Here is an 18,631-nt window from a genome sequence, read left to right on the forward strand (position 1 = left end):
GTCCGACGCCGCCAAGACACCAGATAGGATGAAAGAGCCGATGAGCTGGACGATCCGGGCCGTGCCCAACCTCTCGGACAACTATGCCTGGCTGCTGCGGGACGAGGCCACGGGCACCGTTGCCCTCTGCGATCCCGGCGAGGCCGCGCCGAACCTCGCCGCCCTGCAGGACATGCCCGAGCCCGGCCGGCTGGACTGGGTGCTGCTCACCCACCATCATCCCGACCATATCGACGGCGTGGCCGAGGTGGTGAAGGCCACCGGCGCCAGGGTGCTCGGCGCCGCCGCCGATGCCCACCGCCTGCCGAAGCTGGACATCGCCGTCCAGCCCGGGGACCACATCCCCCTGGGCAGCGGCAGCATCGAGGTGCTGGACAGCCCCGGCCACACCATCGGCCACATCGCCCTCTACATCGCCGATGCCCATGCCGTGCTCTGCGGCGACACGCTCTTCTCCCTCGGCTGCGGCCGCCTGCTGGAGGGGACGCCCGCGGACATGTACCGCGCCCTGCAGCTGCTGGACGCCCTGCCCGGCGACACCCTCATCCTCTGCGGCCATGAATACACCGAGAGCAACGCCCGCTTCGCCTTGACGGTGGAGCCGGAGAACGCCGCGCTGCAGGCCCGGGCCGAGGAGGTGCGGCAGCTCCGCAAGGCCGGCGAGCCCACCCTGCCCACCACCCTGGACCAGGAGCGCGCCACCAACCCCTTCCTGCGCGCGAAGGATGTCGCCGAGCTGGCCGCGCGCCGGGCCGGCAAGGACGTGTTCAAGGGCTGAGGGGTTGTTCTACGAACCGCGCAACGGCCACGGCCTGCCCTGGGACCCCATGAAGGCGATCGTGGCCCCGCGCCCGATCGGCTGGATCTCCACCATCGATGCCGGGGGGCGGGTGAACCTCGCCCCCTACAGCTACTTCGCCATGGTTCATAACGCGCCGCCGATGATCGCCTTCGGCAGCGAGGGGCTGAAGCATTCGGCGGCCAATGCCCGTGCCACCGGCGAGTTCACCTTCAGCCTCGCCACCCGTGCCCTGTTCGATGCGATGAACGCCTCCTCCGGCAGCCAGCCGGAAGGCGTCAGCGAGTTCGAGGATGCGGCCATCCCGGCCGCCCCCAGCCGCATGGTCCGCCCGCCCCGCGTGGCGGGAAGCCCCGCCGCGCTGGAATGCCGGGTGGTCCATGCGCTGGAACTGCAGGACCAGGACGGACGCCCGAGCAACGGCTTTCTCACCATCGGCCAGGTTGTCGGCGTGCATATCGATGAGCGCTGCCTGAAGGATGGCCGCTTCGACATGGTCGCGGCCGGCACCATCGCCCGCTGCGGCTACCGCGACTACACCCAGGTGACCGAGCTTTTCGAGGCGCTGCGGCCGACCGATGGCGGAGCCTTCCCGCCGGTGCGCTGAATGCGCGCGGGAGGCGGCGCCGCGGCCCCCGGCGCCTTCTTCCCGCGGAAAGGACGATCAGCCGCGCACAGGCGCCGCGCTGCCATAGGTCTTGTAGCGCTCCCGCGTGGCGTCCATCTGGGCCCCGTCCAGCAGGCGCGGCGTGCCGGCGGAACGCGCCAGCAGGTATTGCCGCGCCAGCGTCTCCAACCGCAGGGCAGCGGAAACCGCGCCCTTCACGTCGCGCCCGGTCACGATCATGCCGTGATTGCCCAGCAGGCAGGCCGTGCGCCCGCGCATCGCCTCCACCGCCACATCCGCCAGTTCCGGCGTGCCGAAGGTGACATAGGGCGAGCAGCGCACATCATCCCCGCCGAAGCCCGCGATCATGTAGTGGAAGGCCGGCAGCCCCTCGCCCAGGCAGGCCAGCGCCGTGCAGGCATCCGCATGGGTGTGCACCACGCTTCCGGCCTGCGGAAAGGCCTTCAGGATGGCCGCATGCATCGGCCATTCGCTGGAAGGCGCCACCGCGTCGCGTGCATCGCCGTCCAGCGACATCCACACCGTGTCCCCCTCGGCCGTCGCATCCACGGTGGTGCCGGTGCGGGTGATCACCATCCCGCCCTCCACGCGGCAGGACACATTGCCGGCGCTTCCGAAGTTCAGCCCGAGGCGCCCGAGCTCCCGGTATCCCTGCGCAACCTCGTCCCGCGCCCGTGCCACATCGATCACGCGCGCATCCCCTCCAGCACGGTCGCGAACATGTCCACCGGCCCCAGCTTCCCCGATTTCAGGCACAGGGCCAGCGGCACCGGCGCTTCCGCCGCGCACAAGCCGATCCCCGGCGAGACATAGGGCGCCACCGAAAGCCGCGCGATGCCGAGGGACCGGATCACCGCCCCCGAGCTCTCGCCGCCCGCCACCAGGATCCGCCGCGCGCCCGCATCCACCAGCGCCTTCGCCAGCCCGCCCAGCAGCCCTTCCGCCGCCCGCGCCGCGCCATCGCGCCCGAAGCGCGCCTGCGCCGCGGAAACCGCCTGCGGATCGCCCGCGGTCGTCACGCAGACCGGCCCGCCCTCCAGCTTCGGCAGGGCCCATTCGACGGCCTCGCGCAGCGCCGCCTCCGGCGCTTCCATCCGCGCGAGATCGACCCGCATCACCGGATGCCGCGCGCCGAAGCAATCCACCTGCTCGCGCGTGCGATCCGCGCAGCTTCCCGCCAGCACCACCCCATGCCCGCCCGCGCCCAGCGGCGGCATGGCATCGGCGGGCGCCAGCAACCCCTTCTCCCGCCAGATCGCCGGGTAATGCGAGGCCAGGTTGGAACCACCCGTCGCCAGCCGCCAGTCCCAGCTCGCCCGCGCCAGGGTGGCGAGGTCCTCCTCCTCCCCCGCATCCGCGATGGCATAGGAAATCCCCTCCGCCCGCAGTGCCGCCACGTGCCGCGCGACGGCTTCCGCCCCGCGCAGGATCACCGGCAGGGGCAGCAGCCCCACCCGCCGCGATGTCTGCGGCGCCAGCACCTTCACCAGGTCCGGCTCCGTCATCGGCGTCAGCGGGTCGAAGCGCTTGGGCGAGTTGGAGACGAGCTGCGAGCCGACAAACAGGTGCCCCATGAACACCCGCCGCTCGGCTTCGGGAAAGCTCGGCGCGAAAAGGGTGAAATCCGCCCCCACGCGGTCCATCAGCAGGTCCGCGCAGGGCCCGATATTGCCCGCCGGGGTGGAATCGAAGGTGGCGCAGTACTTGAAGAAAAGCCGCTCCGCCCCGGCGCCAAGCAGCGCATCCGCCGCCCGCCCGAAGGCAGCGACAGCGTCCCCCACCGGCGCCACGCGGGATGGCAGCGCCACCACGACAGCATCCTGCCCGTGCGGGATGGGCGCGTCGTCCAGCACCAGCGCCACCCGCATCCCGCCCGCGGCCAGCATGCCCGCGAACTCCACCGCCCCTGTCAGGTCGTCCGCGATCCCCCCCAGCAGCATGGGCGCGAGCTAGACCTCCACCTGCCAGAACATGGGGAAGCTGGACTGGATCAGGTTCTTCAGCCGCGTCCGGTACCCGGCCGGGCGCGAGAACTGCCCCCAGATCACGCTCGGCGTCAGGTCATAGGCCGCCACCTGGATCTGCTCGGCCACCTGCTTGCGCGCGGCCGCATCCGGCGCCTTCACGAACTCCTGCAGCAGCGTCGTGATCCGCGCATCGCAGCTCCGCCCGGGATAGTCGGAGCAGTTGTTCGCCACATAGAAGTGGGTGAGCGGCGACATCATGTCCACGCCATTGGCATAGACCGGGAACAGCCCCCAACCCTCCGGCCGCGCGCGGCGCGCCAGCACCGTGCCCCAGTCCATCACCTGCTCGTCCACGGTGAAGCCGGCCTTCTTCATGTTCTCGGCCAGCACATGCGCCGCGGTCTGGGAGATGGAGCCGGACACCTCCAGCATGATCACCGGCTCGCCCTTGTAGCCCGTGCGCGCCAGCTCGGCCTTCGCGCCCTCGATATCCAGCCGCGCCACCTCGCCGCCCGCCTTCGTCTCCAGCGGCGTGTCGCACATCCAGAACGATGGGCAGTGCTCCACGCGGAACTGGGCGGGGATGCCGATGGCATCCATCACCTGCTTCTGGTCCACCAGCTTCCACATCACCTTGCGCACGGCAGGATCGGCGAAGGGGCCGCTGGCATGGTTCAGGCGGAAATTGCCCTGGAACATGTCGATGCCCTTCAGCCCCATCAGCCGCACATCGCGGTTGCGGCCGAGCGGCCCAAGGAAGTCGAAGGGCAGGTACTGCATGTAGTCGATCTCGCCGACGCTGAGCGCGTTGGCACCTGTGGAGTCGTCCGGCATGGTCTTCAGCACCAGCTCGTCGATCTTCACCACCTTGCCGCCCGCCAGGAAGTCCGGCGGCTCGGCCCGCGGCACGTAGCGGGCGTTCCGCCGCAGCACCATCCGGTCGCCCGTGCGCCACTGGTCCCGCACGAAGGTGAAGGGGCCGGAGCCGATGATCTCCGTGATGCGCCCATCCCCCTCCGGCAGGATACGCGCGGGCATGATGAAGGGCACGGGCGCGTTCGGCTTGCCCAGCACATCCAGCATCAGCGGGAAGGGTTCCTTCAGCACGATGCTGAAGCTGCGCGCATCCTCCGCCCGCATCTCCTGCATCGCCGCCAGCAGCATCCGCCCCAGGCTGTCGCGCGAAGCCCAGCGCCGCAGGGAGGCAACGCAATCCGCCGCCGTCACCGGAGCGCCGTCATGGAAGGCCAGCCCGTCGCGCAGCGTAAAGCGCCAGTTCAGCCCATCCGCCGAAACCGTGTGCCCCTCGGCCATCTGCGGCCGGATCGTGCCGTTGGAGTCCTGGGCGAAGAGCGTGTCGAAGATCTGGTAGCCGAAGCTGCGCGTGATCGCCGCCGTGGTCGCGTGCGGGTCCAGCACCACCACCTCGGATTCCAGCACCACGGTGATGGAACCCGCCGCGCGCGCCACGCGGGGAAGCCCGGCCAAGGCCGGCAATGCCAGGGCTCCTGTAGACAGCAGCTGACGCTTCGTCAGGCCAAAGCCGCTCATACGATGCTCCTTTCCCGCGCGTCCCCTGCGGTCCGCGACAACGCTCCTCCCGGCCGGCCGCCTGTCATGGGCGGCGCGGTCCTGCCCGGAATCGATATATCAGATATCTCCGCTCCGCCACCGGAACCTGCGGCCCCGCCGCCCGGGCATGAAAAAACCCCGGCAGGGCGGAGCCATGGGCTCCCCCTCCCGGGGTTTCGCAACGCGGCGCGGCGGGAACAGTGCCGCCGGATCAGGCGATCAGGACAGCATGGAGCCCTGCGGCGCGCCGCCCTGCTGCTGCCGGCGGGACTGCCACAGCGCCACGAAGTCGATCGGCGTCAGCGCCACCGGCATGAAGCCGCCATCCCGCGTCACGTCGGAGAGGATGTTGCGCGCGAAGGGGAAGAGCAGCCGCGGGCATTCCACGAGCAGCACCGGCTCCAGCACATCCGGCTGCACGTTCACGGTGAACAGCCCGGCATAGGCCAGCTCGGCGATGAAGGCGGTGGTGCCGTCGCTCGTCTTGGCGTCGCAGCGGATCTGCAGCGTCACCTCGAACATGTTCCCGCCTTCCTGCAGGGCGCGCGCCTGCACGTCCAGCGCCACGTCGATCCGCGGCTGCTCGCGCAGCGAGGTGTAGATCTCCGGCGCGCCCGGCACCTCGAAGGAAAGGTCCTTCACATATTGCAGGTTCACCACCAGCGGCCCCTGGGGCTGGCCATTGGGGGCGCCGGCGGGCGGCTGGTCGGAAGGCGGCGGCAGGTCGGACATGGTTCGGGCCCTGATCGGCAGTGATGGCGGCGCGGGGGTAGCACGGGGCGCGGCGGGTGTCAGGCCGGAAGCACGGCCCACCCCCCGCCCGGCCGTTCCGGCTCAGCGATGGTGCCAGTTGATCTCCTCGGGCCCGTCCTCCGTGGGATCCACCTGCACCCACTGTCCGTTCATCACCGATTGCCCGGTCATCGCCAGGATGAAGCCCCAGTGGCACACCACCACGGTATGGGCCCAGTCCGGCCGCTCGCGCATCTCGCTGCGGAACAACCGGGCGCGGCTCAGCACGCTGTCCCCCGGCTCCTCCTCCTGCGGCCACCACACGGCATCCAGATGCGCGAAGTCATGCTCCGGCCAAGCCTCGGCCAGCTGATCGCGATGCGTCCCCACGTCGCAGGCGAAGGCATAGCGCTCCCGCACCAGCGGCTGCACATGCACCGGCAGGCCCAGCCGGCGGGCGAGAGGAGCCGCCGTCTGCAGCGCCCGCGTATAGGGGCTGGCCAGGATCTGCCGGATTCCCGCCCCGGCCAGGGCCTCGGCGGCCGCCTCCGCCTGCTCATGCCCCAGCGGGGTCAGCTTCGGATCCTCGATCCCCGGGTCCTTGCGGGTGGCGGTGAAATGCAGGTTGAATTCGCTCTGGCCGTGTCGCAGCAGGATCATGGCGGGCCTCCGGTCTTCCGCAGCAGGTAGCGGCGGGGCCGGAAACGCACAATCCTGGCCCCGCGTTGATCCAATGGCCCTGGCCCGCCGCGCGGTGCCGGATGGGCCCGCGCCCCCGGAACCGGCGCGGGGCCAGTTGCGGCGGCGCCCCCGCGCGCCTAACTGTCATGTCATAAAAGGAGACCATGATGCAGGGCGGCGGCTTCCCGATTGATCTGATCCTGTTCGGGATGGTGGCGGCCTTCCTGGTCCTGCGCCTGCGCAGCGTCCTGGGCCGCCGCACCGGCTTCGAGCGCCCGCCGGGCGAACGCGCCCCGGCGCCCGTCTCGCCCTCCACCACGGCCGCGGCCCCCGTGCCGGCGCCCGTCCATCGCGGCGTGCCCGATCCGCGCAGCCCCGCGGGCCAGGCGCTCGTCCGCATCCGCTCGGCCGACCCGAACTTCGACCCCAGCAGCTTCCTCAACGGGGCCGAGGGCGCCTTCCGCATGATCGTGGAGGGCTTCGCCGCCGGGAATCGCGCCCTGCTGCGCGACCTCCTCTCGGACGACACCTATGCCGGCTTCGAGGGCGCGATCACCGATCGTGAATCCCGCGGCGAGGTCCAGCGCACCGAGATCCGCGAGATCCGGGAAGCCGTGATCGACGCCGCGGACCTGCGCGGCAGCATCGCCGAGGTCACCGTCCGCTTCGTCTCCGACCAGGTGAACCTCACCACCGATGCCGCCGGCAAGCCGGTCGCGGGCACCGATGCCGTCACCGAGCTGACGGATATCTGGACCTTCCAGCGCGACATCCGCAGCTCCGACCCGATCTGGAAGCTGGTCGGGACCCGCTCCGCCTGAAGCGGGCCGCCCTTCTTCTTCCCCTGCTGGCCGCCGCCTGCGGCGGCCTGCCAGGCTGGGAACGGGATCGCGTCTCCGAGGCCATCCCCGCCTTCGTCACGGGTTGTGCCACCCTGCGCGACCCCGGCCCCCTCGCCCCCGCCTGTGCCGAAGCCGCCCGCCTCCCGCCCGGGGACGACCGCGCCGCCCGTGCCTTCCTGGACCGCCATTTTGAGCCCGTTCCGGCCGGGGAAGGCCTGGTCACCGGCTATTACGAACCCCTTCTCCGTGTCTCCCCCACCCCGGCCCCCGGCTTCACCGCCCCGCTCCTCGCCCCCGCCCCCGGCGCGCCGGACCTGGACCGCGCGGGCATCGAGGCCGCCGTCGCCCAGGGCCGGTGGCCCGGCCAGGTCCTCGCCTGGGCCGATCCGGTCGATGCCTTCTTCCTGCAGATCCAGGGCTCCGGCCGCGCCGTCTTCCCCGACGGCACCCAGCGCCGCCTGGGCTATGGTGGCAAGAACGGCCATCCCTATGTCCCCATCGGCCGCCTGCTGATCGAACGCGGCGCCATGGCGCGGGAGCAGGTCTCCATGCAGTCCATCCGCGCCTGGCTGCACGCGGCCCCGCCAGGGGAGGCCCGCGTCCTGATGGAAGCGAACCCCTCCTGGGTCTTCTTCCGCTGGCGCGACGACCTGCCGCTGGCGGGCGGCCCTGCCGGCACCCTCGGCGCCCCCCTCACCCCGGGCCGCTCCGTCGCCGTGGACCGGGCTCACACGCCGCTGAATTCCCCGGTCTGGATCGCCACGCGCCATCCCCTGACCGGCGAGCGCCTGGAGCGCCTCGTCATTGCGCAGGACACGGGCGGCGCCATCCGCGGCCCCGCCCGCGCCGACCTCTTCTGGGGATGGGAAGAGAACGCCGCCCTTGCCGCCGGCCGCATGCGGGAAACCGGGCGCGTCTGGGTGCTCAGGCCGCGCGGCTGAGACGAGCCCTCCGCCCGCCCAAGTGCTCAAGTAACAGGGCGGCCGGAATGCCCTCACCCTCACGAAATCGAGTGCTCATTCCAAGCGAAACGAAGCCAACCGGCGGGTTCACCCACGCCTTCTTCCGGCCATTATCCTGCTCTCGTCTTCCGATGCACCAATTTTTGATTGGCCGCGCATAGATCGCGACAGCTACTCGACCTGTGGCTGTTGGGAATGAAAGAATTGAAGCTGGGTCCTTTCGCGCGAAATGCGCTCTCCACGGCATTGTCTGCCAGTGCCGCCCCGAGTTCCCGCTTTCGCAGCCTCACGGGCCTTCTCCTGCTTCTTCCAGGCCTTGCCCTGGCCGACCCGCCCGCCCCGCCCAGCCCGGCCGCGGGCGAGCTCTGCCTGCCGGCCATCGCAGCAGCGGAACGGGACCACAGGATTCCCGCGCATCTCCTGCGCAGCATCGCCTTCGTCGAGAGCGGGCGCACCGATCCCGCGACCGGCCGCAACGTGCCCTGGCCCTGGGCGATCAATGTCGGCGGCCGGGGATATTTCTACGATTCCAAGGAAGAGGTCATCGAGGCCGTGCGCGGCTTCCAGGCCCGCGGCATACGCTCCATCGACGTGGGATGTGCGCAGATCAACCTGATGCACCACGCGTCTGCCTTCGCCTCGCTCGAAGAGGCCTTCGACCCGCAGAGCAACACCAAATACGCGGCCCGTTTCCTGAGCAGCCTTCACCGGACCACGCGGAACTGGCCCATGGCCGCCGCGGGCTACCATTCCCAGACCCCCAATCTCGGCTTCGGCTACGCGCGCAAGGTCATGGCGATCTGGCCGAATTCCGCCCGCTACGGCACCCTGCCGATGCCCATGCCGATCCCTGGCGCCGACGCCGGCATCCAGGCCATCCCGGTTCCCAGCATCTACACGCCCGAATTTGCGGCCGTGTCACGCCGGATCGACGAGAATCTGAGCCGCGGGCGGCGCACCCGGACCGGAACCGGCACTGGCACCCGGCCCAGCGCGGCTCCCAACGTCTACACACCGGAATTCGCGGCCGTGTCGCGCCGGATCGACGAGGATATGAGGCGGCGCGGGCGGCGCACCCGGATCGTCACGGATCTGGAAGGCCTTGACCGCGCGTCCGAGCCGTTGCGCGTGGCGCGGCGCGATTTCCGCCAGGATCCGGGTTAGGACCCGGGCAAACGGGCCGATCCGGAAGCCGCCGGGGCCCAGCTTCGGCGGAACCTCTCCGGCCGCCAGGAAAGACGGGGCCCTGGGGGCACTGCCTTCGCAAGCCCCCCCGGGGAGAGGAAGAAAACCCCTTTGCCCCTCCCCATGACAACAGGCACCCAGGGCCCGGAACGAATACGCCCCGCCCTGAACGCCGCCTAAAACCCCGCCTTGTCCTCGGGCGCCTGCCGCTCCTTGCGCGCCGCGCCGCGCGCCGCGTTGACCCCTTGCGGGAAGCCCGACCGGTCCCGGTAGTCGCGATAGGGCCCGGGCGCCCGCGCATGGCGGCTGGTCAGCCCCTTCTGGCAGATCAGGTCGAGCACGGTGATGCCGGCCACGGCCAGCAGCGCCACCTCCACATTGCCCCGGCGGGGATTGCCGTGGCGCAGCGCGGCCAGCAGCGTCACGATATCGATCGCATCGCCCACGATCCGGCTCTTGATACCCGGGTTCGGGTTCGCGGAAAGGGACATCATCCCCGCCGCGATCTCCCGCGCGCCATAGGCCCGGATGAGCCCTTCCGCGCCGCGCATGCCCAGGAGGCTGGCCAGGCGCCGCGCGCCGACCAGCTCCACCACGCCCAGCCCGATGCTGAACCAGCCCAGGTTGCGGGCCAGGCGGTCTGAGGCACCCAGCGAGCTGGAGGCACCCTTCGACAACACCTTCGGGTCACCCGGGGAACGGGTGATGTCGGCAGCTCTCGCCAGCATATTCATCGCATCACCTCAGGGCTTGAGGACGACCTTCACGCAGTTGTCCTGCTTGTCGCGGAACACCTTGTACATCTCCGGCCCCTCCTCGAGGCCGACCGTGTGGGTGATGACGAAGGAGGGATCGATCTTCCCCTCCTCGATCAGCCGCAGCAGCTCATCCGTCCAGCGGTTCACATGCGTCTGGCCCATCCGGAAGCTCAGGCCCTTGTTCATGGCCATGCCCATCGGAACCTTGTCGATCAGGCCGCTATAGACACCGGGAATGGAGAGGATGCCGGCGGGCCGGCACACATAGATCATCTCCCGCAGCACATGCGGGCGGTCGTTCTCCAGCATCATCATCTGCTTCGCACGGTCGAGCAGCGTGTCGGGCTGGCTGATGGAGACATGCGACTCCATGCCCACCGCATCGATGCATTTCTCCGGCCCCTTGCCGGAGGTGATGTCATCGAGGCGCCCGATGACGCTGTCCTCCTTGAAGTTGATGGTGATCGCGCCGCCCGCCTCCGCCATCGCGAGGCGCTCGGGGATGCAGTCGATCGCCACCACCTGCTTCGCGCCCAGCAGGATGGCGCTGCGGATCGCCATCTGGCCCACGGGGCCGCAGCCCCAGATCGCCACCGTATCCGTCGGCTCGATGTCGCACTGCGCCGCAGCCTGCCAGCCCGTGGGCAGGATATCGCTGAGGAACAGCACCTGCTCGTCCGTCAGGCTGTCCGGCACCTTGATATGCGTCGTATCGGCGAAGGGCACGCGCAGATACTCGGCCTGCCCGCCGGGATAGCCGCCCGTCAGATGCGTGTAGCCGAACAGCCCCGCCGTGGCATGGCCGAACACCTTCTCGGCCAGCTCCTTCTTGCGGTTCGACCGCTCGCAGACGGAGAAGTTCTGGCGCTTGCACTGCTCGCACTCGCCGCAGAAGATCGTGAAGGGCACGACGATCCGGTCGCCTACCTTCAGCTTGCCCTTCGCGGCCGAACCCACCTCCACCACCTCGCCCATGGATTCATGGCCCATGATGTCGCCGGGCAGCATGGCGGGGATGAAGTTGTGGAAGAGATGCAGGTCCGAGCCGCAGATCGCGCAGCTCGTCACCCTGATGATCGCGTCGCGCGAATCCTCGATCTCAGGGTCCGAGACCGTGTCGCAGCGGATGTCCTGCTTGCCGTGCCATACAAGCGCCTTCATCGCATCTTGCTCCGTCGCGGCGAAAAGAGGGGGCGGGCCGTAAACCGGGGGGAAAAGCGGCTCTGAACCTCCGGGGCGATGAACACCCCACCGGACGGGAATAAGGGAGCGCGCCGGGCTTGGTTGCATCGGCACGCATCAGTGGAACGCGGCCCGGGAACGGGATGAACCATCCCCGGGCCGACCGGCCGGTCAGGCCGGGGTGATCTTCCCCGCCTCCACCACGCGCTTCCAGCGCGCGATCTCGCCCTGCTGGAAAGCGGCGAACTGGGCCGGCGTGCTCGCCACCACCTCGAAGCCCAGGTCCTCCATCCGCTTCGCCACATCCGGGGAGCGCAGCGCGGCGGCGGCCTGGGCGTGGATTTTCTCCAGCAGCGCGGGCGCCATGCCCGCCGGCCCGCCCAGCGCCTGCCAGGAATAGACCACGAAGTCCTGCAGCCCCGCCTCCGCGCCCGTGGGCACGTTCGGCAACAGGCGGTGGCGCCCCTCCGCCGTGATCAGGATCGGCTTCACCCGCCCGTCCGAGATCTGCGGCAGGATCGACCCGAGATTCTGGTAGGAGAGCTGCACATTGCCCGCGATCAGGTCCGTCGTCGCGGGCGCGCCGCCGGCATAGGGCACATGGGTGATGTCGGTGCCCGTCAGCTGCTTGAACATCTCCATCGTCAGATGGTCCGAGGACCCGACGCCGGAGGTGGAATAGGAGGCCCGGTTCGCCTTCAGCCAGGCCACGAGGGAGGGCAGGTCATTGGCCGGTACCTGGGCGGGGTTCACCACCAGCACGTTCGGCGTGCGCACGGTCTGGGTGATGCCGGTCAGCTGCTTCACGGGGTCGTAGCCCAGGTTCGGGCGCAGCGCGACATTGATGGCCCAGGTGCTGATCGGCGCATGCATCAGCGTGTGGCCATCGGGCGCGCTGCGGATCACGGCCCGCGCGCCCAGCTCGCCCGTGGCACCCGGACGGTTCTCCACCACCACGGGCTTGCCGATCGCCTGCGACATCGGCCCGCCCAGGGACCGCGCCACGATGTCGGACGAACTGCCCGGCGCGAAGGGAACGATGACGTTCACGGGGCGCGCGGGCCATTCCTCCTGCGCCAGGGCCGGGCCTGCGCCGGGCAGGGCGGAAAGGATGGCGGGGGCGGGAAGCAGGCGCAGCAGGACGCGGCGACGCATGACAGGGTTCCTCCGGGTTGAACTTGTCATACAACTTACGCTGGGGGAGGCCATGCAGGCCAGCCCCGGCCGCGCACATCCTCGCGCCGGCCCCTGGCTACGCTCAGCCCGCCACGCCCAAGGCAAGGAACACCCGCGCCGCCGGTGGCCAGACCTCCACCAGCTCCACCCGCCAGTGCCAGGCCGCCGCGGCCACCCCCGCCAGAAGCAGCAGGGAAAGCGCCCAGCCCAGTCCAGCCCCGCGTGACGGGGGCGAAGCGGGCGGGGGCGGGTCCAGCTCGGGCCACCGGGCGCGCGGCGGCGGCTCGGCCGCGTCGAAGCTGCGCGCCGGCCGGGGCGGCACCTCCAGCATGGGTTCCTCGGGCGTGGCAGCGGGGGCGGGCCCCGCATGCGGGCGGGCCGGGCCAGGCGCCGCAGGCGGGGCAGCGGCGCCCGGCCCCTCGGGCGGCACGGCAGCGCCCGGCCCGGCGGGCAGGGCCGCCACCGCGCCGGGCGCCCAGGCAGTGCCGCACCGGGCACAACGCACAGTCCTTCCCTCCCCCAGCCGCGAGGCCAGGGCAGGGGGAAGCTGGTATTCGGCGGCACATTCAGGGCAGGCGACGCGCATGGCACAGGATGATCGCCCAGCCCCGGTTAAGGCAACGCCCCCGGAACGGTAAAAAATCCCGCTCCCACGCCGCCCCGTGCGGCCCGAAAAACGCGGAAGGGAATCGACATCACGCCGCCGCTATCCCTTGGCGCCCCGGCATGGCACATCGCGGCCATGGTGCGCTTCAGCCAGGTCGGGCTGCGCTACCCCGATCCCACCCGTGGCGCCGCGGGGGAGCGGGACACGCTGCGCGACCTCTCCTTCTTCCTGCCGCAGGGCTCCTTCACCTGGCTCACCGGCCCCTCGGGCGCCGGCAAGACCTCCCTGCTCCGCCTGATGCAGCTCGCCCTCCGCCCCACGCGGGGCGAGGTGGAGGTGCTCGGCGTCCCCCTCTCCCGCGCGAAGCGGGCGGACCTGCCGAAGCTACGCCGCCGCATCGGCGCGGTGTTCCAGGAATTCCGCCTCCTTCCCTACCTCACCGCCTTCGACAACGTGGCCCTGCCCCTCCGCCTCGCCGGCCGCGCGGAGGCCAGCCTGCGCCCGGACGTGGCGGAAATGCTCCGCTGGGTCGGGCTGGAAGGGCGGGCGGATGCCCTCCCGCAGCAGCTCTCGGGCGGCGAGCAGCAGCGCGTCGCGATTGCCCGCGCCGTGGTCACCCGCCCCGCCCTGCTGGTCGCGGACGAGCCCACGGGGAACCTGGATGCCGTCCAGGCCCGCCGCCTGATCGTCCTGCTGGCCGAGATGAACCGGCTGGGCGCCACGGTGGTGGTCGCCACCCATTCCCATGAGCTGATCGCCCAGCATCCGGGCCATGTGATGCATCTGGAAGGCGGCCGGATCGTCTCCCTCACCCCCTGGCCCCATGCCCCGGCCGGGGAAGCCGCCCCGGAAAGCCCGGATCCGGCCCCGGCGGAAACCGCCTGGGAACCCGCCGGGGCCGCCGGCCTCCTGCCGGAAGGCTTCGCCCTGGACCTCAGCGCGCCCGAGCCCGAGGCCGGCTGGGTGGAGGAAGTTCCCCCCTCCGAAGAAGCCGAGGAGGACGCCGCTTCCCTCCCGCCCGAGGAGCACCACATCCCGCCCGCGCCGTCCCGCCCGGCCGGGCGCAGCATCTGGCCCAGCGCCCGGGTCACCCGCCCCTATCCCGAAGCCGACCATGGCTGAACGCCGCCGCCGCATCGCCAGGGATCCGCTCGGCCTCCGCCGTGCCCTGTCGGACCGCCTCCTCCCCGGCCTTGTCGCCGCCATGGCGCTGCTGGCCGCCCTGGCCCTGGCCGGGGCACGGGGCGCGGACCGGCTGGCGGATCGCTGGCAGGCCGGCGCCGCCGCCGCCGTCACCGTCCAGGTGCCGGACCCCACCCGCGCCCGGATGGACCAGGTGCTGGAGCTCCTGCGGGCCGATTCGGTCGTCGCCCAGGCCTCGGAGGTCAGCCCGGAACGGGTCGGGGAACTGCTCCGGCCCTGGCTCGGGGATGCCCCCTCCCTCATCCTCCCCGGCGTGATCGAGCTGCGCCTCGCCGCCGCGCCCCAGGCCCTGCCCCGCCTTGCCGAGCGCCTGGCCGAGGCCATCCCGGGCGCCGAGCTGGAATCCCACGGACTCTGGGTCGCCCGCCTCTCCGCCCTGGCCCGCTCCGTCCAGGGCGTCGCCCTCGGCGTGCTGGCCCTGGTCATGGCCGTGGCGATCGCCGTGGTGGCCGTGGCCACCCATGCCGGCCTCGCTGCCCGGCGGGAGGCGATCGGCGTCCTGCACGACCTCGGCGCGACCGACCGCGCCATCGCCGGCCGCTTTGCCCGCCGCGTCGCCCTGCTCGCCGGCCTCGGGGCGCTGGGCGGGGCCGCGCTCGCCGTGCCCACCCTGGCCGCCCTCTCCGGCCTCGCCCTGCCGCTCTTCGGGGGGGAGATGCCGGCGGCCGGCCTGCTCGCCCAGCTTCCCTGGGTCATGCTCGCCGCCCTGCCGCCCGTGGCCGCCCTGATTGGCTGGGGCACCGCCCAGGCCACCGTTCGCCGCTGGCTCCGGAACCTTCCATGAGGCGCGAGGCATGACGGATGCCCCAGCCCCGCGCCGGCGGCGGCTGCCGCTCCTCTCCGCCACCCTCGCCATGGTGGTGCTGGGCGGGGCGGGCGGCCTCGTCTGGTTCCTCCACCGCGCCGCCACCCCCTGGCCCGAGGCCCCGCCCACCCCCGGCATCGTCGTGCTCACCGGCGGGCCGGACAGGGTGGAGGAAGGCTTCACCCTCCTCGCCCGGCGGCCGGAAGCGCGCCTGCTCATCTCCGGCGTCGGCCCGGAATCCACCCTGGCGGATCTCGTGCGGGCATCCGGCGCGGCCGAGGCTGGGCTGGATCCGGCCTCCCTCTCCCCCCGCGTCAGCCTCGGCCGCGGCGCCACCAGCACGCGCGGCAATGCGCGGGAGGTCGCGGCCTGGGCGGAGGCGAACGGGCTGCGGGAGATCACGGTGATCACCGCCGCCTACCATATGCCGCGCGCCCTGCTGGAACTGCGCCGCGGCATGCCGGAGGCGGAGCTGCACCCGCACCCCGTCTCCCCCTTCCTCGCCCGGCCCATGCCGATGCTGCGGGAATATGTGAAACTTGTCGGCGCCCTGTTCGGCATTTCCGTGCTCACGGAACGCACCCGGCCCGAAGCGACAGGACAAGCCACGCGGTGAACGCCATCCGATCAGCCCTCTTCAACCTTCTCTTCTTCAGCGCCACCGCCCTAACGGTGCTCTTCGGCCTGCCCCTGCTCGCCTTCCCGCCCGCGGTGATGCACCGCTATCTCCGCGGCTGGGCCTGGGCGATGCTGTGGCTGCTGCGTGTGATCTGCGGCATCCGCCTGCGGGTGACGGGGAAGGAGCACCTGCCGGTGAACGGCCCCGCCCTCATCGCCGCCCAGCACCAATCGGCCTTCGACACGGTCGTCTGGCACGCCCTGCTGCCCCGTCCGGCCTATGTGATGAAGGCCGAGCTGATGCGGATCCCGGGCTGGGGAGCCATGGCCCGCCATGTCCACTCCATCCCCGTGGACCGGGAAGGGGGCAGCGCCGCCCTCAAGCGCCTCGTCCGCGCCGCGCGGGACGCCGCCGCCGCCGGCTACCAAGTGGTGATCTTCCCCGAGGGCACCCGCTCCGCCCCGGGGGAAGTGGCCCCCTGGCAGCCCGGCTTCGCCGCCATGGCCGCCACGACCGGCCTCCCGGTTGTTCCGGTGGCCACCGATTCCGGCCGCTTCTGGGGCAAGCGCGCCTTCACCAAGCGCCCGGGCACCCTCACCGTCGCCGTCCTTCCCCCCATCCCCCCGGGCCTGCCCCGCACGGAGCTGACCACGCGCGCCGAGGCCGCCGTCGCCGCCGCCTCGGCAGCCCTCACAGGGGCTGTGGACAAAATGGTGGAATAGCGGGACGCCCTGCTTTCAACGGCGCCGGAAGACTCCCGGGCAAGGCGTTGTGGACTCAGCGTTTTCGAGGAGTCCGAATACCCTGTGGACAGTTATTTCTGATTTTATATCAATCGCTTACAACATTTTGCATGGGAATCCGGGGACTCTGGGGAACAAACGTCGGACTCCTGAGGCCTGGAAGGCCGGTCAATCCCCGGGGCTGTGGATAAACCATGGGAAAACCCAATCGCCCCCAGCCTGTCGCCGCCAAGCCTCACCCCGGTGGCCGGGCCAGCGAGCCGCCCCGCCCTAAGGCCCTGGAATGATGCGGAATCCAAAGGAAGGCAGCCGCTCTCAGCCGCCCGGCGCGGGCTCCAGCAGCGCGGCGATCCGGTCCAGCCCCGCATCCCGCACCCCCAGCGCACGCAGATGCGCCACCGTGTTCAGCAGGTAGTCGCGGTTCGGCCCCATTACCCCATGGCCGCGCGCGATCGCCGCCGCCGCCGCATCCGGCGGCAGTGCACCGCAATAGGACCTGGCCCGCCGGTCCGCCACGAAGGTCACGGCCTGCCGCGTTCCGCCACCATCCAGCAGCCGCACCGGCAGCAGGCGCCGGTGATACACGCCGCCGGACATCTCCCGCTCATCCAGATAGGCCAGCACCTCGGCCGCGGCCCCCGCCGCCACGCGGAAGGCCACCCCCCGGCAGGCCCCGCCGCGATCCAGCCCCAGCACCAACCCCGGCACCTCCGGCGTGCCGCGATACCGGTGGGACAGGATGCAGAAGCGCCGGTGGAAGCCCCGCAACAGCGCCGGATGCACCGATTCGAAGGCAAAGCCCGGCTTCCAAATCAGCGATCCGTAGCCGAACACGTACAGGCAGCCATCCGCATCCAGCAGCGGTGCCGGGTCGAGGCCGGCGGGATCGATCACGGGCGGGTGCGGGGCGGTGCTGGTCATGGGCGGCGCTGCGCAGAAGATAAGGCAAGAAGCCGGCCCGCGCAGCCGGCAGCCCATGCAACAGGCACAGCCCTGCCGCCGCCCCGAAAAGGGTGGCCCTGGGCAAGCCCCCCCGGGCGGCCCCATATGACGGAGCCGTGAGCGACACCCCGCCCCCAATCTCCCGCCCCACCCGCGCCTGGCTGCGCCCCGGCCGCCTGCTGCTGGCCGCCGGCCTGCTGCTCCTGCTCCTGGCCGCCGCGCACAGCGCGATGTGGCACTGGATGGGAACCCGCCTGCAGGCGGGCTACGACGCCTGGGCCACTGCCCGCCGCGCCCAGGGCTGGCGGATCGAGCATGCCCCGCCCACCCGCGGGGGCTGGCCCTTCTCCGCCACGCTTCGCCTGCCGGGCTTCCGCCTTTCTGGCGGAAACGCCACCATCCCCGGCGGGCTGGACTGGTCCACAGGCGCCGTGGTGCTCCGCGTGGCCATGCATAGCCCCGGCGAGCTCCGCATCGCCGCCACCGGCACCCAGCAGCTCCGGATCGACCGCACCGAGATCCCCTTCGCCGCGGACCGGCTGACGGCCAAGCTCCCCCTGCAGGCCCATGTCATTCCCCGCGGGGGCGAGTTCACGGCCCATCGCCTCCGCATCGGCACCCCGGCGGGCGGGGTGGAGATCGGCGCCCTCAACCTCGCCCTGGACAGCCGCATGACCGCCATCGAAGGCGAGCCCGCCTTCACCCTGGAAGGCCAGGCGGAAAACATCACCCTGCCCGGCGCCACCCCGCTGGGCCGCCAGATCCGCAGCCTGGGGCTCGATGCCGCCCTCACCGGCCCCCTCCCCGGCGGCCGCAACCTGACCAACCGTGCCGCCACCTGGCGCGACGCCGGCGGCACGCTGGAACTCCGCCGGCTCGACCTCACCTTCGGCCCCGCCACGGCCCAGGCCACCGCCACCCTGGCACTGGACGACCAGCTCCAACCCATGGGCGCCGGCACGGTGAAGCTCACCGGCGCCGAGGCGGTGCTTGATGCCCTCTCCCAGGCCGGCCTGGTCACGCCCCGCAACGCCGCCCTGGCCCGCCGCGTGGTCGCCCTCCTCGCCCGCCCACCTGCCGAAGGCGAACCGCCCCAGCTCGAAGTGCCCCTCACCCTGGAAGGCCGCAGCCTCGCGGTCGCCCGCATCCCGGTGGCCCGCATGCCGGCCCTGTCCTGGCCGGCGCCGGCGGATGGAAGCGGACCGGGGCCGTGAGCCTCCTGATCCGT

The 18,631-nt window shown here is 71.5% G+C and carries 20 protein-coding genes; 10 read left to right on the top strand and 10 right to left on the bottom strand.

Translation table 11 applies throughout. The features are described from left to right. The first annotated feature begins 40 nt into the window (after positions 1-40). Both gloB and J8J14_RS16330 read left to right on the top strand, forming a co-directional pair. Positions 41-778 carry a hydroxyacylglutathione hydrolase gene (gloB, locus tag J8J14_RS16325; protein WP_209380606.1) on the top strand — a complete coding sequence of 246 codons (738 nt, stop codon included), beginning with the start codon at positions 41-43 and terminating at the stop codon, positions 776-778. A gap of 4 nt (positions 779-782) precedes the next feature. Then, positions 783-1,406: a flavin reductase family protein gene (locus J8J14_RS16330; RefSeq protein ID WP_245215855.1), complete on the top strand. Its 624-nt coding sequence runs from the start codon at positions 783-785 to the stop codon at positions 1,404-1,406. A 57-nt stretch (positions 1,407-1,463) separates the two neighbouring features. On the opposite strand, the gene J8J14_RS16335 is transcribed toward J8J14_RS16330, so the two are convergent. From J8J14_RS16335 to J8J14_RS16355, 5 genes are all read right to left on the bottom strand, one after another. Then, positions 1,464-2,117 carry a class II aldolase/adducin family protein gene (locus tag J8J14_RS16335; protein ID WP_342452468.1) on the bottom strand — a complete coding sequence of 218 codons (654 nt, stop codon included), beginning with the start codon at positions 2,115-2,117 and terminating at the stop codon, positions 1,464-1,466. Continuing rightward, positions 2,114-3,367: a 3-oxo-tetronate kinase gene (otnK, locus tag J8J14_RS16340; RefSeq protein WP_209380608.1), complete on the bottom strand. Its 1,254-nt coding sequence runs from the start codon at positions 3,365-3,367 to the stop codon at positions 2,114-2,116. The genes J8J14_RS16335 and otnK overlap by 4 nt, the downstream gene beginning before the upstream one ends. 9 nt (positions 3,368-3,376) lie before the next feature. After that, positions 3,377-4,945: an ABC transporter substrate-binding protein gene (locus J8J14_RS16345; RefSeq protein ID WP_209380609.1), complete on the bottom strand. Its 1,569-nt coding sequence runs from the start codon at positions 4,943-4,945 to the stop codon at positions 3,377-3,379. A gap of 240 nt (positions 4,946-5,185) precedes the next feature. Next, positions 5,186-5,698: a protein-export chaperone SecB gene (secB, locus tag J8J14_RS16350; RefSeq protein WP_209380610.1), complete on the bottom strand. Its 513-nt coding sequence runs from the start codon at positions 5,696-5,698 to the stop codon at positions 5,186-5,188. Positions 5,699-5,800: 102 nt separating this feature from the next. Beyond that, positions 5,801-6,358: a histidine phosphatase family protein gene (locus J8J14_RS16355; RefSeq protein WP_209380611.1), complete on the bottom strand. Its 558-nt coding sequence runs from the start codon at positions 6,356-6,358 to the stop codon at positions 5,801-5,803. Between the two features lie 185 nt (positions 6,359-6,543). Here J8J14_RS16355 and J8J14_RS16360 point away from each other — a divergent pair, with 185 nt between their 5' ends. The 3 genes from J8J14_RS16360 (at position 6,544) to J8J14_RS16370 (ending at position 9,347) form a co-directional block, all read left to right on the top strand. Continuing rightward, positions 6,544-7,200 (top strand): Tim44/TimA family putative adaptor protein, encoded by a 657-nt coding sequence (locus J8J14_RS16360; RefSeq protein WP_245215856.1) that lies wholly within the window; start codon positions 6,544-6,546, stop codon positions 7,198-7,200. Between the two features lie 236 nt (positions 7,201-7,436). Next, a complete protein-coding gene (locus tag J8J14_RS16365; protein WP_342452474.1) occupies positions 7,437-8,162 on the top strand; it encodes an MltA domain-containing protein in 726 nt (241 codons plus the stop codon). Between the two features lie 225 nt (positions 8,163-8,387). Then, entirely contained in the window at positions 8,388-9,347 is a 960-nt protein-coding gene (locus tag J8J14_RS16370) for a transglycosylase SLT domain-containing protein (RefSeq protein ID WP_209380612.1), read from the top strand. 197 nt (positions 9,348-9,544) lie between these two features. Here J8J14_RS16370 and J8J14_RS16375 read toward each other — a convergent pair whose 3' ends face one another. The 4 genes from J8J14_RS16375 to J8J14_RS16390 all read right to left on the bottom strand — a co-directional run bounded on the left by J8J14_RS16375 (position 9,545) and on the right by J8J14_RS16390 (position 13,070). Beyond that, on the bottom strand, positions 9,545-10,096 hold the full coding sequence (locus J8J14_RS16375; RefSeq protein WP_209380613.1) for a hypothetical protein: 552 nt from the start codon (positions 10,094-10,096) through the stop codon (positions 9,545-9,547). 15 nt (positions 10,097-10,111) lie between these two features. Next, a complete protein-coding gene (locus J8J14_RS16380) occupies positions 10,112-11,287 on the bottom strand; it encodes a zinc-dependent alcohol dehydrogenase (RefSeq protein WP_209380614.1) in 1,176 nt (391 codons plus the stop codon). Positions 11,288-11,479: 192 nt separating this feature from the next. Continuing rightward, positions 11,480-12,463, bottom strand: a complete 984-nt coding sequence (locus tag J8J14_RS16385) for a Bug family tripartite tricarboxylate transporter substrate binding protein (RefSeq protein ID WP_209380615.1) — start codon at positions 12,461-12,463, stop codon at positions 11,480-11,482. A 103-nt stretch (positions 12,464-12,566) separates the two neighbouring features. Then, a complete protein-coding gene (locus tag J8J14_RS16390) occupies positions 12,567-13,070 on the bottom strand; it encodes a zinc-ribbon domain-containing protein (protein ID WP_209380616.1) in 504 nt (167 codons plus the stop codon). Between the two features lie 156 nt (positions 13,071-13,226). Between J8J14_RS16390 and J8J14_RS16395 the strand changes: the two genes are divergently transcribed. Genes J8J14_RS16395 through J8J14_RS16410 form a run of 4 tightly spaced genes read left to right on the top strand, consistent with a single transcriptional unit; the run spans position 13,227 to position 16,440 of the window. Next, the gene (locus J8J14_RS16395; protein WP_209380617.1) at positions 13,227-14,213 is read left to right on the top strand and encodes a cell division ATP-binding protein FtsE; all 987 of its coding nucleotides are present in this window, start codon (positions 13,227-13,229) and stop codon (positions 14,211-14,213) included. Next, positions 14,206-15,078 (top strand): cell division protein FtsX, encoded by an 873-nt coding sequence (locus J8J14_RS16400; protein ID WP_209380618.1) that lies wholly within the window; start codon positions 14,206-14,208, stop codon positions 15,076-15,078. Before J8J14_RS16395 ends, J8J14_RS16400 begins: the two co-directional genes overlap by 8 nt. Before the next feature lie 10 nt (positions 15,079-15,088). Beyond that, positions 15,089-15,715, top strand: a complete 627-nt coding sequence (locus tag J8J14_RS16405) for a YdcF family protein (RefSeq protein WP_209380619.1) — start codon at positions 15,089-15,091, stop codon at positions 15,713-15,715. Beyond that, entirely contained in the window at positions 15,712-16,440 is a 729-nt protein-coding gene (locus tag J8J14_RS16410; RefSeq protein WP_209380620.1) for a lysophospholipid acyltransferase family protein, read from the top strand. The genes J8J14_RS16405 and J8J14_RS16410 overlap by 4 nt, the downstream gene beginning before the upstream one ends. A gap of 336 nt (positions 16,441-16,776) precedes the next feature. Here J8J14_RS16410 and J8J14_RS16415 read toward each other — a convergent pair whose 3' ends face one another. Beyond that, positions 16,777-17,382, bottom strand: coding sequence for a gamma-glutamylcyclotransferase (locus J8J14_RS16415; protein WP_209380621.1), 606 nt, complete (start codon positions 17,380-17,382; stop codon positions 16,777-16,779). A 137-nt stretch (positions 17,383-17,519) separates the two neighbouring features. On the opposite strand from J8J14_RS16415, the gene J8J14_RS16420 reads away from it, so the two are divergent. Continuing rightward, on the top strand, positions 17,520-18,617 hold the full coding sequence (locus tag J8J14_RS16420; RefSeq protein WP_209380622.1) for a DUF2125 domain-containing protein: 1,098 nt from the start codon (positions 17,520-17,522) through the stop codon (positions 18,615-18,617). The last annotated feature ends 14 nt before the right edge of the window (positions 18,618-18,631 follow it).

The organism is Pararoseomonas baculiformis, assembly GCF_017813395.1.
Taxonomy (GTDB): Bacteria; Pseudomonadota; Alphaproteobacteria; order Acetobacterales; family Acetobacteraceae; genus Roseomonas; species Roseomonas baculiformis.